Source organism: Niveispirillum fermenti (assembly GCF_052474395.1).
This window is the reverse complement of sequence record NZ_CP156681.1, coordinates 1,413,697-1,430,098: the sequence shown is the minus strand read 5'-3', so window position 1 is coordinate 1,430,098 and position 16,402 is coordinate 1,413,697. Positions and strand designations below refer to the sequence as shown.

11 protein-coding genes are annotated in these 16,402 nt (G+C 66.9%); 6 read left to right on the top strand and 5 right to left on the bottom strand.

Annotated elements, in window-relative coordinates; translation table 11 throughout:
• Positions 1–30 precede the first annotated feature (30 nt).
• Together ABC728_RS18075 and ABC728_RS18070 are read right to left on the bottom strand one after the other, a co-directional pair.
• Complete coding sequence (locus ABC728_RS18075; protein ID WP_416620603.1) at positions 31–2,268, bottom strand: DUF1302 domain-containing protein; 2,238 nt, start codon at positions 2,266–2,268, stop codon at positions 31–33.
• A gap of 328 nt (positions 2,269–2,596) precedes the next feature.
• Positions 2,597–5,497: an EAL domain-containing protein gene (locus ABC728_RS18070; RefSeq protein ID WP_416620604.1), complete on the bottom strand. Its 2,901-nt coding sequence runs from the start codon at positions 5,495–5,497 to the stop codon at positions 2,597–2,599.
• A 212-nt stretch (positions 5,498–5,709) separates the two neighbouring features.
• On the opposite strand from ABC728_RS18070, the gene ABC728_RS18065 reads away from it, so the two are divergent.
• Both ABC728_RS18065 and ABC728_RS18060 read left to right on the top strand, forming a co-directional pair.
• Positions 5,710–7,128, top strand: a complete 1,419-nt coding sequence (locus ABC728_RS18065; protein WP_416620605.1) for a YcjX family GTP-binding protein — start codon at positions 5,710–5,712, stop codon at positions 7,126–7,128.
• Positions 7,125–8,111 (top strand): YcjF family protein, encoded by a 987-nt coding sequence (locus ABC728_RS18060; protein ID WP_416620606.1) that lies wholly within the window; start codon positions 7,125–7,127, stop codon positions 8,109–8,111. The genes ABC728_RS18065 and ABC728_RS18060 overlap by 4 nt, the downstream gene beginning before the upstream one ends.
• Positions 8,112–8,127: 16 nt before the next feature.
• Here the strand turns inward: ABC728_RS18060 and ABC728_RS18055 are convergent, their stop codons facing one another.
• The 3 genes from ABC728_RS18055 to ABC728_RS18045 form a co-directional block, all read right to left on the bottom strand.
• The gene (locus ABC728_RS18055; protein WP_416620607.1) at positions 8,128–8,631 is read right to left on the bottom strand and encodes a helix-turn-helix domain-containing protein; all 504 of its coding nucleotides are present in this window, start codon (positions 8,629–8,631) and stop codon (positions 8,128–8,130) included.
• 303 nt (positions 8,632–8,934) lie between these two features.
• A complete protein-coding gene (locus ABC728_RS18050; RefSeq protein WP_416620608.1) occupies positions 8,935–9,378 on the bottom strand; it encodes a MarR family winged helix-turn-helix transcriptional regulator in 444 nt (147 codons plus the stop codon).
• A 123-nt stretch (positions 9,379–9,501) separates the two neighbouring features.
• Positions 9,502–10,992 carry a DNA recombination protein RmuC gene (locus ABC728_RS18045; protein ID WP_416620609.1) on the bottom strand — a complete coding sequence of 497 codons (1,491 nt, stop codon included), beginning with the start codon at positions 10,990–10,992 and terminating at the stop codon, positions 9,502–9,504.
• Positions 10,993–11,262: 270 nt separating this feature from the next.
• On the opposite strand from ABC728_RS18045, the gene ppa reads away from it, so the two are divergent.
• From ppa to galE, 4 genes are all read left to right on the top strand, one after another.
• Positions 11,263–11,796: an inorganic diphosphatase gene (gene ppa / locus ABC728_RS18040; protein WP_416620610.1), complete on the top strand. Its 534-nt coding sequence runs from the start codon at positions 11,263–11,265 to the stop codon at positions 11,794–11,796.
• Positions 11,797–12,011: 215 nt separating this feature from the next.
• Positions 12,012–12,356, top strand: coding sequence for a DUF4870 family protein (locus ABC728_RS18035; protein WP_416620611.1), 345 nt, complete (start codon positions 12,012–12,014; stop codon positions 12,354–12,356).
• Between the two features lie 123 nt (positions 12,357–12,479).
• The gene (locus ABC728_RS18030; protein ID WP_416620612.1) at positions 12,480–15,203 is read left to right on the top strand and encodes a bifunctional acetate--CoA ligase family protein/GNAT family N-acetyltransferase; all 2,724 of its coding nucleotides are present in this window, start codon (positions 12,480–12,482) and stop codon (positions 15,201–15,203) included.
• 109 nt (positions 15,204–15,312) lie between these two features.
• On the top strand, positions 15,313–16,308 hold the full coding sequence (gene galE / locus ABC728_RS18025; RefSeq protein ID WP_416620613.1) for a UDP-glucose 4-epimerase GalE: 996 nt from the start codon (positions 15,313–15,315) through the stop codon (positions 16,306–16,308).
• Positions 16,309–16,402 lie beyond the last annotated feature (94 nt).

Sequence of the window (16,402 nt, the reverse complement as noted above, 5' to 3'; positions counted from 1 at the left end):
TCCTCGATCGCTCAGGTCAGTGGCTTGGCGTCAGAACGAGTATTTGACGCTGGCCGCGACAAAGTCGCGATCGTTGATCAGGTTGAATTTCCCCGCCCCGAAGAAGTTGGAATAGGAAAGGTCGACGGTGATCGTCTCGCGCACCACGGCGCGCAGGCCCACGCTGATGGCCTTGCGATCCTCCACGAAATTGCCCAGCGGCGTCGGCGTCGTGCCGTTCACGTCATGCTGCCAGGAGATGCTGGGGAACAGGTTGATGCCCGGCATGGCGTTCAGATAGTCGAAGCGAACAGCCGCGCGGTAGCCCCACGAGAAGGCATCGGCGAAACCGTCGGTCGCCAGATCGGCCATGCCGCCGCGGCCCACGAAGGCCGGGTTGCCGCCAACGACCGTGCCGGGCCCTTCCAGGCGCAGCTCGCTCTTCTTGGGCATGTCGGAAATCCAGGTGCCCCCCACCTCGGCCACCAGCACCCACTGGTCGGCGCCGAAGGCGCGCTCGAACGCCTTTGTGGCCGTCATCTGGGCCTGGGTCACATCGAACAGTTCCCAGCCCTTGATATGCTGGCCAAAGAACCGGTTGGCCAGATCGGCCGTGATCTGGGCGGCGTTGGTCCCCTGGATACCGCCCATCTTCTGGACGATCTGGTTGGTGTTGAACAGGGCCGCGGCCTGAACCGCCCCGGTATTGGCACCCACGACCCCACCCGCCGTGGCGCCTGCCGTCTCGAACGCGGCGCGCGTGCCACCCGGCGAACCCGGAGAGGCGGCGATGCCGGCGCTGATGGCGCCCGCCACAGCCGGGCTGGCCGCCTGGATCTGTTCGAAGGTCAGACCCGTGAAAGGCGCCAGGGCCGGATTGCTCGCCACGGCGGTGGCCACCGCGGCGTTGAAGGCGGCACTGCCCTGGGCCCGCCCGGTGGCGGCACCGGTCGCCTGCCCCTGGGAGATGGCGCCCAGGATGGACGGCGCGGCCAGCGTGGCCTGCAGCAACTCCACGTCATCGAGCTGCAGCGGCTGGTCCTTGCGGAAGCTGACCTCGCCCTGCAGGGAGATGCCGAACGGGATGGTGGTGTTGAAGCTGGCGCCGAACAGCTTGATATCCTCCGGATATTCGGCACGGTAGCCGGATGCCCGGGTGAAGTTCGACGGATCGGCCTGGAAGGACTGGAAGGAGCCGACCACGGCACTCAGCACGGGCAGGCGCGAATGGTAGTTGATGTGGTAGAAGCCGAACTCGGTATTGTTCAGTTCCTCGGAGAAGATGCGCAGCGCCACGCCATACTGGCCGCTGTCACTGGGTCGGTCATCCTTCAGACGCGGCACGACGGTGCCGAACGGGGTCAGCGACTGCACGCCGCGCCACGGGTTCAACAGCGGATTCGGGTAAAGGTCGACCGGAAACACGTTGCCACCGGCAATCGCACCCTGGTTGGGGCTGTCGGTGAACAGGTAATTGCCGAAGCCGATGAAGATGTTCCGGCCGCCCGGTGAAGCCGCATCATTGGTGGAGAAGAAGGAGCCCGCGGCCTCCGGCTCGGTCTTGTCCCACTTGAACTGATAGAACGCCTCCAGCGAGACATTCTGGTTAAACGAGAAGTTGATATCCGCCAGGGGCACCGGCAGGAAGCCTTCGCGCAGTTCCGACCCCGGCACGCGCAGGGCCGAGACATCGATCGGGTTGACCGTGTTGATGCCGTTCTGGATGAAGGTGCTTTCACCCCAGCTCAGCACCTGGTTGCCCAGACGGATATCGATGCTGCTGCCGCTGTCGCCCACGGCGAAATTGCCATAGACGAAGGCATCCAGCAGGCGGACGTCGCGGCCCACACGCTCAACGGTGTCCGACGACAGATCGAAACGCCCGGTTCGCCCGGCGGCGCTGCTGGACTTCTTGGCGTTGATCACATCGTAGAAATAGGTGCCGCGGACGAAGGCACCGAGATTGCCATAGCTCAGCTTCAGTTCGTGCGTGGCGCGGGCCGCCAGCGAAACCAGGCCCTTGTCATAGTTCAGGTTGCCGTTGTCGCCATTGATCGAATGGGCGCGACCGCCATTGGCCACGCCGATCAGGTCGGGGTCGGCCCCCTGCACGCGGAACAGCGCGCCCATGGTCAGCGTCGTATCGAAGCTGCCGCGCAGATCGCCACGGTTGAAGCTGACCGCCTGGGCGGTGCCAACCATCATTATCGGGGCCAGGATGGCCGCGGCACTGACACCGGACAGAATCCGGCGATCCAAGCGCACCTGCGGCGTCGATTTCCGTGCCATGCGTTTCCTCCTCGCATCCCATTCTTATCATTCCCCGGCGTGGGGCCGGTGGCCGACCCCATCCAAGGGCCGGGGGAATTACGCGCTTTTCTGTCGTAAAGGTGGCTATGTAGGCACGTCAAGGCTTCTATGCGCGATCACCTGGGGCGCGCGTCGTTTGGCGCCCGCTTTGGCAAAAAAGACACAATTTTTGTCCAGTTTCCAATGGTTTGGACAAAATTGGGGCAGGCCGGTGAAACGCTTGTTTCGTAGGCAGCCCTCACGCCATACGGGAAATTTTGCACTTGCGAGAGACGAAAATGCCTCTCAACCCCTTGTGACGCCTACGTCACCCGACCGGCTCCAGCACACCATTGGGTTGTAGAAAACGCGCCTCCAGGTCGCCCGGCGGCAGAGGACGGGAGAAGAAGTAGCCCTGCATCTCGTCGCAATGATGCAGGCGCAGGAATTCGAGCTGCTCCTGCGTCTCAATTCCCTCCGCCACGACCTTCAGGCCCAGTTGCCGGCCCATGGCGATGATCGTGGCGGCGATGGCGCCCGTATCGGCGTTGATCGGCGCCTCGCTGACGAAGGAGCGGTCCACCTTCAGCGTCGTGATGGGCAGCCGGCGCAGATAGGAGAGCGAGGAATAGCCCGTTCCGAAATCATCGATGGCGATTCGGATGCCACGATTGCGGATCTCGTTCAGCGTATCGGCGATATAGGCCAGGTTGGACATCATGGCCGTCTCGGTGATCTCGATCTCCAGCAGCTCGGGCGGCACGCCATATTCCTGGCACAGCGCGAAGACGCGCTCGGCGAACATGGGCGTGGCGATCTGGCGGACGGAGACATTCACGGCCACAGGCACAGGCGCGAATCCGCGCGCCTGCCAGTCATGGATCTGTGCCAGGGCGGCCCGCATGACCCATTCCCCAAGCGGAACGATCAGACCCGTTTCTTCCGCTACCGGAATGAACTTGGTGGGCGGGATCATGCCGATCTCCGGATGCTGCCAGCGGATCAGGGCCTCCACACCCACGGCATGCATGCTGCCCATGGCGATCTTGGGCTGGTAATGCAGGAAGAACTGGCCCTGCTCCAGCGCCTCGCGCAGGGAATGTTCCAGGGAAAGGCGGGCCACCGCCGCCTCGTTCATCTCCGGCGTGAAGAAACGATAGCCGTTGCCCCCGGCCGCCTTGGCATTGTGCATGGCCGTGTCGGCGTCGCGCATCAGGGCATGGAAATCCTGCCCGTCGCCGGGGAACAGCGCGATGCCGATGGAGGTGGTGACGAAAAGCTGCTGCCCATCGATCCCGAAGGGACGCGACAGGCTGACCAGGATGGTTTCCGCCACGCGGGCCGCCATCTGCGGGTCGGGCAGGTCCTCCGCCACGATCAGGAATTCGTCGGCGCCCAGGCGGCCCACCGTGTCGGCCGCCCGCACACAGCTTCCCAGCCGCTGGGCCAGCGCCCGCAGCAGCTTGTCGCCGGCCTGGTGGCCCAGGCTGTCATTGACCAGCTTGAACCGGTCCACGTCCAGCAGCAGCACGGCAACCGCCGTGCCCTTGCGCCCGGCATGGGCCAGTGCATGCTGCAGGCGGTCCTGCACCAGCGTGCGGTTGGGCAGGCCCGTCAGCGGATCATGGGTGCTGACATACATGAGCTGTTCTTCGAACCGCTTGCGGTCCGACACGTCGGTCATGGTGCCCGTGAAGCGTAGCGGCCGCCCGCCCTCATCCCGGATGGCCTGGCCCCTGGCCTCGATCCAGACCCAGGACCCGTCACGGTGGCGCAGACGGTAGAGCGACAGGTAATCACCCACCTCCCCGTTCAGGTAGCGCTCGATCTGGTTCTGCGCCATGTCCTTGTCGTCGGGATGCAGCAGCCCGTCGAACAGCTTGTTGGCATACATCGCGTCGACCGCGTCATAGCCCAGCATCTCGATGAATTCAGGCGACCACCAGTAGGTGCCCTTCGTATAGGAATTGTCGAACACGCCCGAGCGCGTGGCCCGCACGGCCAGCTTCAGCCGCTCCTCGCTCTCGCGCAGGGCCTGCTCGGCGCGCTTGCGCTGGGTGATGTCCTGCACGACGCAGATGGCCGTGCGCCGGTCGCCCGTGCGCATCTGGCTGACACCGAAGGCCATGGCGAACACCTCGCCATTGCGGCGGCGGCCCTGGATCTCGGCCCGGTTGTCGGGACGCTGCTCCTCCTCCGACCGGCGCAGGCAGGCCATCAGGGCCACGGCCACCCGGGTCCAGTCCCGTTCCTCGATCAGCGTCACGAAGGGCTGGCCCGTCGCCTCTCCGTCGGCATAGCCGAACAGCACCTGGGCGGCGGCATTCATTGTCTCGATCCGCAGATCCTCATCCAGCGTGATGATGCCGTCGGCGACATTGTCCATGATGCCGGACAGGCGCGTTTCACGCTCGCGCAGCGCCTGCTCGGCGCGCACACGCTCCACCAGCGACCGGTCGAACTGGATCAGCACCTCGTTGGTGGTCTTGGCCAGCAGACCCAGTTCATCATCCTCGTGCCGCCGCGGCACGGACAGGAGCTTATCGGCGGGACGCTGCGGATTGATTTCGGCAATGGCCGATGACATGCGCAGAAAGGGCTTGGTGAGGGTGGAATAGAACATCACCACCAGGATCAGGGCCAGCGCCACGGTCCAGATGATGCCGGTGGACAACACGACCCCCGACCGGCGGAAGAATTCCTGGGCAATCAGGAACCGGTCGATGGAGACGCGCAGCTCGCCCACATTCTGGTTGTGCCGCTCGATCACCAGCGGGATGGAATAGGTCTTTTCCACGGGCAACAGCATCTCGGCCAGCCATTTGAGCTGTCCTTCGGCCTGCGGGCGTTCGCGGGCGGCAAGCTGGTTGCCGAAATCCTCCAGTATCACGGCGCGGTAGATGGGCTTGTATTCGAACAGGCCCGTCACGACACGGTCGGCCAGCGCCTGATCGAATGAGTAGGCCGACTCCGCCGCCGCCTCGCGCATGATGGACAGGACCTGACGGACAAGCTGGTCGGACTGACGTTCCATGTCCAGCAGGTCGATGGTGATCTGGGCGGTGGACAGGACCATGCCCAGAACCAGTGTGACCAGTGCCGTGTTGCGCGCCTGCTTGAAGGACAGCCGCTTGCGCAAGGGCACGCGCGCCACGGCGGAAGCCGGCTCGCCCCCGCTCTCCGGCGGGATGTCAGCCTCGGCCTGCTCGGGCGATAACGTCGCTTTCATCCACACCTGCGCCCCTTGTCCGCCGCCGCCCTTCGGCATCCCGCCCCGGAAAACGCCCATCAACGCCTTCCGCCCCGGTCGCACCCGCCCAAAGCGACTTATCCGAACGATAGTCTGCCTTTTCGTCGGTGGATATGACAATCCCTTAAAACCGGGTGAAAGTGCGGGCATATGGCTTAAACTGGCCATGCAGACAGGGAGGTTGAGGCACCTTGGCAACAGGCTGGCGGGAAAATTGGCGGGAGCGCGGGGCCGATCTGGCCGACGGGTTCGGCCAGATGGCGGCGCGGCTGGCAGGCAGCACCCTGCGCCTGGGCGTCACGGGTCTGCGCCGGTCCGGCAAGACCGTCTTCCTGACCTCCCTTCTGGACAATCTTTTGCTGCAGGGCCGGCTGCCGTTCCTGGATGCCGTGGCGCAGGGGCGCTTCATCGGCGCCCGGCTGCTGCCGCAATCCCCCGACAGCAGGATACCGCGGTTCGATTATGAGGGTCACCGCGCGGCGCTGACGGGGCCGGAGCCCGCCTGGCCTTCCCCGACCAGCGCGCTTTCGGAAATCCGCATCGCGCTGCGATACCGCCCCGACGGGCTGGTCAGGCGGCGGCTGTCCGGCGTGGCCACCCTGAACCTGGAGATTCTGGACTATCCCGGCGAATGGCTGCTGGACCTGCCGATGCTGGGCCAGGATTTCGCGGTCTGGTCGGCCATGACGCTGGATTTATGCCGGACGCAGCCCCGCCGGGGGCTGGCCGGCCCGTGGCTGGCGGCCCTTGAGGCAACCGACCCGGCCGGCCCGGGCGACGAATCGGCGGCACGGCATCTGGCCGGGCTCTACACGGATTTCCTGCTGGCCGCGCGCACGCATGATGTCGGCCTTTCGCTGCTACAACCCGGCCGCTTCCTGGAGCCGGGCGACATGGCGGGGGCCCCCGTCCTGACCTTCTGCCCCCTGCCCGGTGCCGCGCCCCATGCCGCCGGCAGCCTGGGTGCGCTGATGGCGGCCCGGTTCGAGGGGTACAAGGAAAAGGTGGTGCGCCGGTTCTTCCGCGACCATTTCGCCCGCATCGACCGCCAGATCGTGCTGGTCGACCTTCTGTCCGCGCTGAATGCCGGGGCCCCTGGCATTGCCGACCTTCAACGGTCGCTGACGACGACGCTGGAAAGTTTCCGCCATGGCCGCACGGGCTGGCTGGACTGGCTGGGCGGCGCGCGGGTGGACAAGGTGCTGTTCGCCGCCACCAAGGCCGATCACGTGGCCGCCCCGCAGCATGAGGCGCTGGCCGGCCTGCTGGACGAGTTGCTGGCCGAACGGCGGCGGCAGATGCAGTTCGACGGCGCCGCCATGGGCACGCTGGCCCTGGCATCGGTCAAATGCACCGACAGCGTCATTACCCGCCATCAGGGCCGTGACCTGGCCTGCGTGCAGGGCATCCTGCGCGGGCGGAAGGACGAAACCGTGATCTTCCCCGGCGAATTGCCCGCCAGCCTGCTGGGTATCGGCGACGATGTCGCCGACCGGTTCGGCTTCGCGGAATTCCGGCCCCGTCCCGGACTTGGGCGCGACGGGCGCGGCCTGCCCAACATCCGCCTGGACCAGGCGCTGCAATTCCTGATCGGGGACCGGCTGGCATGACCGACACGCGCGAACGCATCTGGATCCCGCCCATGGAGTTCGACCCCGCCGAGGCCAAGCCCCTGAGCCCGGCGGAGGAACAGGCATTGACCGCCACCGGGCCGCAGCCCGTGCCGGCCCCGCGGCGCGGCCGGGGACTGGTCAAGGCCCTGTTCCTGTCGCTGGCCGCCCTGTTCGCCGCGGCCATCGGTTTCGACACCGCCGACCTGATCACCCGGGCCTTCGCCCTGTCGCCCGTGCTGGGCTGGGGCCTGTCGGGGCTGGCCGGCATCGCGCTGGGCGCCCTGGGCCTGATGACGGGACGGGAGATCAGGGCCTATCGCCGGCTGGCCAGGGTGGACGGCCTGCGAAGCCGCGCCCTCGCCGCCACCACAGGGGCAGAGATGCGCAAGGTGATGGAGGAGATCTGCGCCCTTTATGCCAGTCGTGACAGCCTGTCCGCCGCGACCAACCGCCTGTCATCCAGCGTCACGGACGCCCATGATGGGCGGGAGGTGCTGGCCCTGACCGACCGTATCCTGCTGGCGCCGCTGGACAAGGCCGCCAACCGGCTGGTTATGCAGGCGGCACGCGACACCATGGTGGCCACCACTTTGTCGCCATCCGCCCTGCTGGACACCGCCCTTGTCCTGTGGCGCAACATGAAGCTGGTGCGGGAAATCGCGGGGCTCTACGCCGCGCGGCCGGGCCTGTTCGGATCGGCACGGCTGGTGCGCCAGATGGCCACGCATATCGGCACGGCCGGGTTGGCGGAAGCCTCCGACGGGCTGGTGGTCGAGGCACTGGGCGGCGGGCTGGCCGGCATCCTGTCGGCGAAGCTGGGCCAGGGCGTGCTGAACGGGGTGCTGACGGCCCGTATCGGGCTGGCGGCCATGGAACTCTGCCGGCCGCTGCCCTGGCTGCCGGGGGGCAAGCCCTCGCTGGCCGCCATCGCCCGGGAACTGTCCCTGGCCAGACCACCGGCGGGCCCACCCCCGGCCTGACGGGTCAAGTGGCGCGTCAGGCGGCGGCGCTCTGCGGTTTGACGCCACCGGCCCGCAGGAAATCCAGGCAGGCGTTGCGACGGACGCGATAGGCACCGGGCGTCATGCCGACGGCCCGGCCGAATATGCCCGTCAGATGCGCCTGGGAGGAGAAACCAGCCGCCGCCGCGATTTCCGCCAGCGGCATCTCCGTTTCCAGCAACAGGCGCTTGGCCGCGTTCACACGGCGCGACAGCACATAGCGGTGCGGCGCCTCCCCCGCCGCAGCCTTGAAACGGCGGGCGAAATGGCTGGGGCTGAGCCCCACCACGGCGGCCAGCGTGGCCAGCGACAGATCGTCATCCAGGTTCTGTTCGATGAACAGCACGACACGGCGATGCAGCAGGGGCGGCAAGGCGTTGCCGGCCACGTCCAGACCCGCATCCAGCGGCCGGGCCAGAACCGCTTCCACCGGTTCCGTCTCGGTGGCGACGCAGGCGGCGATCTGCTGGGCGTGATGGTCGGACATCTGCACGGGCATGGCGCTTCCCCTGTCAGGCCCGCCGGGAAGGCGGATCCCTACAACATGGATCGCCACGATCCGGCACCGGATCGGCCACCCCCGAACCTGCGGGATAGAGGGGCCGATGGAGATAGGGGTTGCGTGGCGTGATGGAATGGAGCGGCCGGCAAAAGGCGCATGACCCTTGCCGGCCTTGAGGTCATGATTAACCCGTCAGGCCTCCACCATCTGTGCGCACCATCACTCCGGCCCGGAAAATGCCGGGAAACGGCCATTGATATCGATAACCCGACCGGACCGGCCCCCGCGGGCCTTCAGGTATCAACCCGCGAAGCGGTTCAGGTTGTCGCGCAGCGCCTGGATATTGTCGCGCAGACGGATCACCTCTTCCGTGCTCATGCCGATGGCATCGGTCAACTGGTTGAAGAAATCGGCCGTCTGGTCCTTCAATGCCCGGCCGCTGCCGGTCAGGCGGATCAGCACCTGGCGTTCGTCGGCGGGGTTGCGCTCCCGCGTGACGTGACCCGCCGCCTCCAGCCGCTTCAGCAGCGGGGTCAGCGTGCTGCTTTCCAGGAAAAGCTGCTCACCGATCCGGCCCACGGTCTGGCCATCCTGCTCCCACAGCAGGACCATGACGAGATATTGCGGATAGGTCAGGCCGATACGGTCCAGCAACGGCTTGTACACCCGCGTGAAGGCATGGCTGGTGGAATAGAGCGAGAAGCAGATGAAGTCGCCCAGCTTCAGGGATGGCGGCGTGGACATGGGTCGCACCTGTCGATCATGCGGGTGAACGGACCCCGGCATTATATATCGCGCACGATTGAATCGCAGAGGGAAATGACGCATGGCCGCCATGGCCCGACCGGCGTCCGACCCGATCGCCCCCTACTCCCCCGCCATCTCCACCAGGGGCAGGCGGGGCACCTGCTCCAGCGGCAGCAGTTCGGGCAGGTCGTCACCACCGGCCGTGGCCTTCAGGTCCTTGAAGCGCCGCGCGGTGACCATGACACGGCTTTCCAGGGACGCGACGGCGGCATTATAGCTGTTCACCGCGCCGCCCAGCCCCTTGCCCACGCGGGCCATGTGATCGGCCATGGTGCCCAGCCTTTCATGCAGTTCCCGGCCCAACTGGCTGATCACCTGGGCATTGCGGGCCAGCGCCTCCTGCCGCCAGCCGTATGAGACGGCGCGCAGCAGCGCGATCAGCGTCGTGGGCGTGGCGGGGATGACAGACTGGTCGATCCCCGCCTCGATCAGGCCGGGGTCCTGTTCCAGCGCGGCGGAGAAGAAATTCTCCCCCGGCAGGAACAGGACCACGAATTCCGGTGCGGGGTCGAACTGTGCCCAGTACCGTTTTTCGCCCAGCGCCTTCATATGGTCGCGGATATGCCGGGCATGGCGGCCCATATGCACGGCGCGCCCGTCGTCATCGGGGGCGTGGGTGGCATCCAGGAAAGCCTCCAGCGGGGCCTTGGCATCCACCACGATGCTTTTGCCGCCCGGCAGGCGCACGATCAGATCCGGACGCAGGCGGTTGCCGTCAGCAGTGCTGACACTGGCCTGCTCATGGAAATCGCAATGATCCAGCATGCCCGCCATCTCCACCACGCGGCGAAGCTGTATCTCCCCCCAGCGGCCGCGCGTGGACGGGCTGCGCAGCGCCTTGACCAGGTTGCCCGTCTCCGCCCGCAGCATGCCCTGCCCTTCCATCAGGTGGGCGATCTGGGTCTTCAGTTCGGTATAGGCGCCGATGCGCGCCTGTTCGATGCCGTTCACGGCCTCCCCGAACCGGACCAGATGGTCGCGGATGGGGGTGACCAGCGCGTCGATGGCTGCGCCGCGTTTTTCCAGGTCCCCCTTCGCGGTCTCCCCGAACCTGTCGAACTGAGCCTGGGCCAGGGTCAGGAAGTCGCGGTTGTTGGCCGACAGCGCCTCCGCCGACAGTGCCTTGAAGGCGTCGGCCAGACGGGTCTGGGCCTGATCCAGCAGGGACAGCTTGTCGGCATGGGCGCGCCGTTCGTGATCCAGGGCGGTCCGCGCTTCGGCCAGGGCGGCCTGCAATTCCGCCTGCTCCTCCCGCGCGACGGCGAGAACCTCCTCCAGCCGGGGCACGCGGGCCGCCTGCGCCTCTGCCGCGGCCCGGCGGGTGGCTTCCCCCTGGGCCTGCCGGCGCAGATCGGCCAGCAGCCCGTCGCGCTGGGCCAGTTCGCCCCGCAATTCCCCGATATGGTGGCGGTCCCGCTCCCGCTCCGCCAGCAGGGCCAGGCGTTCAGCCCGCAGACCCGCGCCTGCCTGCCGCAGCCACAGGCCCACGATCAGCGCGGCAAGGGCGCCACCGGCAAGCAGGGACAGGGGATCAAGCGGCAGGGCGGCCAAGGCGGCATTCCGTTCCGGTTCGTTGCCGGACCGATCCTAACGGCATCGCGACGCAAGAACAAGTCATGAACGCGACGATGCGCGGATGACCCGCCGCTGATCCCGCGCGACCCGCGCTGATGCCGCCCGCCGCACCGGTGGCGGCTTACGACCTTGGTAGATGCGGCGGAAATGCACAGTGGCCCATCGCTCCCGAAACTTCATTTCGCAACTGCACTCGGTTAGGATCGCGCCGATTTTCATTCCTACCGTTGCCAAGAAGGCCGTGCCATGGACATCAGCAAGATCCCCGTCGGCAAGAACCCGCCCTGGGACATCAACGTCGTCATCGAGATCCCGCAGGGCGGCCAGCCCGTGAAGTACGAGCTGGATAAGGACAGCGGCGCGCTGTACGTCGACCGGTTCCTGCACACCGCCATGTTCTATCCGGCCAATTACGGCTTCGTGCCGCACACGCTGGCGCTGGATGGCGACCCGATGGATGTGATGGTCGTGGGCACCACCCCCGTGGTTCCCGGCGTCGTGCTGCGCTCCCGCCCCATCGGCGTGCTGATCATGGAAGATGATGCGGGCATGGACGAGAAGATCCTGGCCGTGCCGGTGGACAAGCTGCACCCGTTTTACAGCAACATCACCAGCTATCGTCAGCTTCCCCAGATCCTGGTCGAGCAGATCGCCCACTTCTTCGAGCATTACAAGGATCTGGAGCATGGCAAGTGGGTCCGGATCGTCCGCTGGGACGAAGCCGACGTCGCGGCCAAGCTGATCCAGGAAAGCTTCGACCGCGCGCAGAAGGAAGGCTGATCCCGGCAGGGGAGCGGCGGCATCTTGAAAAACGCCCTCCCCTGAAGCGATGGCGCATCACCATCGGATCGGTGCGCAAAGGCCGGGCGATCTGCCCGGCCTTTTCCTTTTATGGATGCAAAGCATGCATTCGTTCCGGGCTGTCCTGTTTCCCATTGCCTCCATACCGGCAACAATGCCTCATGAAGGCGGGACAGAAGATCAGGGGGAATGACATGAGCCTGGAACGAAGCCGTTCGGATGACAGCAACCTGCGCCTGGTGGTTGTCATCGCCTATATTCTCTATGTGATAGGATTCGCCCTGATCGGGCTGATCATGGCCTATGTGAAGCGTCCGGATTCGCATCACACCCCTTGGCATTCGCACTTCACCTTCATCATCCGTACTTTCTGGATCGGCTTGTTCCTTGCGGTCGTCGGGGCGGTCACGACGCTGATCGGCATCGGTTATCTGATTCTGCTTGCCGTAACCATATGGGCGCTGGTGCGCTGCGTCGTCGGCCTGCTGCGCGCCATCGACGGCAAACCCATCAACAATCCCGGCACCTGGATGGTCTGATACCAACCGCGACGGGCGATTGACCCATGTCATCGCCCGTCCATGGTCGTTGTTTATGGTGGCGGCCGTTCCTGGCATCCTGTCGGGGACGGCTTGTTTTTTTTCCGACCGGAAGGAACGCCCATGACCATCCGCAACCTGAACAGCCTGTTCAAGCCCGCGTCCGTCGCCCTGGTCGGGGCCAGCCGGCGGGACCGTTCGGTCGGCAAGGTCATCGCGCGCAACCTGTTCAATGCCGGGTTCGACGGGCCGATCATGCCGGTCAACCCGCGGGAGAAATCGATCGAGGGGGTTCTGGCCTATCCCACGGTGGCCGACCTGCCCGTCACGCCGGAACTGGCCGTCATCGCCACGCCGCCCGCCACCGTCCCCGGCCTGATCGCCGAACTGGGCGCGCGCGGCACCAGGGCCGCCGTGGTCATCACGGCCGGCTTCGCAGAGATGGGTGAGGAAGGGCGGCGCCTGCAGCAGGCCGTGCTGGACGCCGCCCGGCCGCACCTGCTGCGCGTCATCGGACCCAACTGCCTGGGCATCATGGTGCCGGGCCGGGGGGTGAATGCCAGCTTCTGCCATGTGCCGCCCCTGAAGGGCGATATCGCCCTGGTGGCCCAGTCCGGCGCCGTCGTCACCAGCATCGTGGACTGGGCCACGCCACGCGGCATCGGTTTTTCCCACCTGGTTTCGCTCGGTTCCATGTCGGACGTGGATTTCGGGGACATGCTGGATTATCTGGCGCAGGATGCCAGCGTGCGGGCCATCCTGCTGTATGTCGAAGCCATCACGCACGCCCGGAAATTCATGTCCGCCGCCCGCGCGGCGGCCCGCGCCAAGCCGGTGATCGTCATCAAGGCCGGCCGCAGCGAGGAGGGGTCGCGCGCCGCCAGTTCGCACACGGGCGCGCTGGCCGGGGCCGATGCCGTCTATGACGCGGCCTTCCGTCGGGCCGGCATGCTGCGCGTGGGTGAACTGGATGAATTGTTCGCCGCGGTGGAGACGCTGGCCACCAGCGTGCAGATCGGCGGCGACCGGCTGGCCATCGTCACCAATGGCGGCGGCGTCGGGGTGCTGGCCACCGACACGCTGATCGCCGGCGGCGGGCGGCTGGCGCCCCTGTCGCCGGAGACGGTGGAGGCGCTGTCCCGCGTCCTGCCGCCGACCTGGAGCCATGGCAACCCCGTGGACATCATCGGCGATGCCGACGGCCGGCGCTATGCCGATGCGCTGAAGATCGTCATGGCCGACCGCAACATCGACGCCGTGCTGGTGCTGAATTGTCCGACGGCCGTGGCCGACGGGCGCGATGCGGCGCAGGCCGTGGCCGACATCGTGCGCGACCAGAACAACCGGGCCGGCGGCGGGCGCAAGGTGCCCGTGCTGGCAAGCTGGCTGGGCGAACAACAGGCGGCCCCGTCGCGCAAGCTTCTGGATCTGGCCCGCATCCCGCACTATCAGACGCCCAACCAGGCAGTGCGCGCCTTCCTGCATCTGGTGCAGTACCGGCGCAACCAGGACCTGCTGATGGAAACCCCCGCCAGCGTGCCGGAACAGTTCGATGTGGATATGGGCGCGGTGCGCCCCATCATCGACAAGGCGCTGGGCGACGGGCGCGGCTGGCTGTCGGAGTTCGAGGCGAAGGAGGTGCTGCGCGCCTATGGCATCCCCTGCGTCCAGACCGTGACGGCCGCCACCCCGGCAGAGGCGGAACGGGCAGCGAAGCGGCTGGGCGGACGCATCGCGCTGAAGATCCTGTCACCCGACATCACGCACAAGTCCGACCAGGGCGGGGTGTCGCTGAACCTGCTGCCGACCCAGGTCTGGGCCGCGGCGGAAGCCATGCTGGAGCGCATCCGCACCGCCAACCCCACCGCCCGCATCGAAGGGTTCACCGTGCAGGAGATGGCGCACCGGCCCGGCGCCCAGGAACTGATCCTGGGCATGGTGGACGATGTGCTGTTCGGCCCCGTCATCCTGTTCGGGGCGGGCGGCGTCGCGGTGGAGGTGCTGGACGACAAGGCCCTGGCCCTGCCGCCGCTGAACCTGAACCTGGCCCGCGAGGCCATGGCCCGCACGCGCGTCCACAAGCTGCTGCAGGGCTATCGCCACATGGCGCGGGCCGACCTGGACGGCGTGGCCCTGGCCATGAACAAGGTCAGCCAACTGATCATCGACTTTCCCGAGATCGCGGAGCTGGACATCAATCCCCTGTTCGCGGACGAGGCGGGGGTGCTGGCCCTGGATGCCCGCATCAAGGTGAAGCCCGCCACCGACCAGACACGCCGCCGTCTGGCCATCCGCGCCTATCCCAAGGGGCTGGAACATACGATCACGCTGCGGTCGGGCCGGGAATTCCTGGTGCGCCCCATCCGGCCGGAGGACGAGCCCGCCATCCACGACATGGTCGCCGCCACCAGCGTGGAGGATATGCGCCTGCGCTTCTTCGCCCCCATGCGGCGCCTGTCGCACCAGATGGGCGCGCGCCTGACCCAGATCGACTATGACCGGGAGATGGCACTGGTCGCCATCCCGCTGGACGTCATGGACGCGGCCAAGCCCGGCCCCATCTATGGCGTGGTGCGCATCACGGCCGACCCCAACAACGAACGGGCCGAATATGCCGTGCTGGTGCGGTCGGACATGAAGGGCAAGGGGCTGGGGTCGCGGCTGATGCGCGAGATCCTGGCCTATGCCGAAAGCCGCGGCATCCAGGAAGTGTTCGGCGAGGTGCTGCGCGAGAATGCCGGCATGCTGGGCCTGTGCCGTGAGCTGGGCTTCACCAGCCACGACAATCCCGACGATCACGGTATCGTGGAGGTCAGCTACCGTTTCGCGACGAAGACGGGGACCTGACCCCCACAGGGTATTAGCCGAAAAGGGGGGTGCCATGGTGCTATCCCGCCACGCGGCGGGATGGTATCAGGGGCATGATCCGGTTCACCCAGCAGGTCCCCTACCCCCGATGAATGCCAAGTCCTTCCTTGTCACCGGCGGCGCCGGCTATGTCGGCAGCCACGCGGTCGATGCCCTGCTGCGGGCCGGCCACCATGTCACCGTCATCGATGACCTGAGCCAGGGACACCGGGGGGCCGTCCCGGCGGTGGCCGAACTGCTGGTGGGCGATGCCGGGGACCGCGCGCTGCTGGCACGCGTGCTGGCGGCCCGGCCGTTCCACGCCGTCATGCATTTCGCGGCCCGGTCGCTGGTCGGCGAGAGCATGCAGAAGCCGCATCTCTATCTGCGCGACAATGTGCAGACGGCCCACAACCTGATCGAGGAGACCGTGGCGGCCGGTGTGCGCCGCTTCGTCCTGTCCTCCACCGCCAATATCTTCGCGTCCCCACCCGATGGCGCCGCATTGGGGGAAGAGGCGCCGATCGCGCCCGGCAGCCCCTATGGCGAGGGCAAGCACATGGTGGAGCGACTGCTGCACTGGGCCGACCGCTGCCATGGGCTGCGATCGGCGGCGCTGCGCTATTTCAACGCCGCCGGCGCCCATCCCGACGGGCATATCGGGGAAGACCACCACCCGGAGACCCATCTGATCCCCATCGTGCTGGAGGTGGCGCTGGGCAAGCGCAGCCATCTGGACATCTATGGCGATGATTATCCCACCCCGGACGGCACCTGCATCCGCGACTATGTGCATGTGTGCGACATCGCCGACGCGCATCTGCGGGTGCTGGATGTGCTGGACGACAGGTCCGTCCGCTACAATGTCGGGTCGGGCAGCGGCTACAGCGTGCGGCAGGTGGTGGAAGCGGCGGAAAAGGTGATCGGCCGCCCAATTCCCGTGCGCATGGCCCCGCGGCGGCCGGGTGATCCGGCCGTGCTGGTGGCCGACGGCAACCGGCTGCGGGCGGAAACGGGCTGGTCCCCCGCCCTGCCGGGGCTGGAGGACATCATCGCCACGGCCTGGGCCTGGCGGTCGCGCCACCCGGACGGCTTTGGCGGCTGACCACCCATGCCGCGGCCGAACGGTCCTTGCCATCGGCGGGCAGGCACGGATAACAGTACCGCCGCGGGGGCCGCGCTGTCTTGAAAGGGAATGA

What these genes read in the sequence shown, in the direction of transcription:
- ABC728_RS18075 (WP_416620603.1), bottom strand. Translation starts at nt 2,268, where the DNA reads ATGGCACGGAAATCGACGCCGCAGGTGCGCTTGGATCGCCGGATTCTG.
- ABC728_RS18070 (WP_416620604.1), bottom strand. Translation starts at nt 5,497, where the DNA reads ATGAAAGCGACGTTATCGCCCGAGCAGGCCGAGGCTGACATCCCGCCG.
- ABC728_RS18060 (WP_416620606.1), top strand. Translation starts at nt 7,125, where the DNA reads ATGACCGACACGCGCGAACGCATCTGGATCCCGCCCATGGAGTTCGAC.
- ABC728_RS18055 (WP_416620607.1), bottom strand. Translation starts at nt 8,631, where the DNA reads ATGCCCGTGCAGATGTCCGACCATCACGCCCAGCAGATCGCCGCCTGC.
- ABC728_RS18050 (WP_416620608.1), bottom strand. Translation starts at nt 9,378, where the DNA reads ATGTCCACGCCGCCATCCCTGAAGCTGGGCGACTTCATCTGCTTCTCG.
- ppa (WP_416620610.1), top strand. Translation starts at nt 11,263, where the DNA reads ATGGACATCAGCAAGATCCCCGTCGGCAAGAACCCGCCCTGGGACATC.
- ABC728_RS18035 (WP_416620611.1), top strand. Translation starts at nt 12,012, where the DNA reads ATGAGCCTGGAACGAAGCCGTTCGGATGACAGCAACCTGCGCCTGGTG.
- ABC728_RS18030 (WP_416620612.1), top strand. Translation starts at nt 12,480, where the DNA reads ATGACCATCCGCAACCTGAACAGCCTGTTCAAGCCCGCGTCCGTCGCC.
- galE (WP_416620613.1), top strand. Translation starts at nt 15,313, where the DNA reads ATGAATGCCAAGTCCTTCCTTGTCACCGGCGGCGCCGGCTATGTCGGC.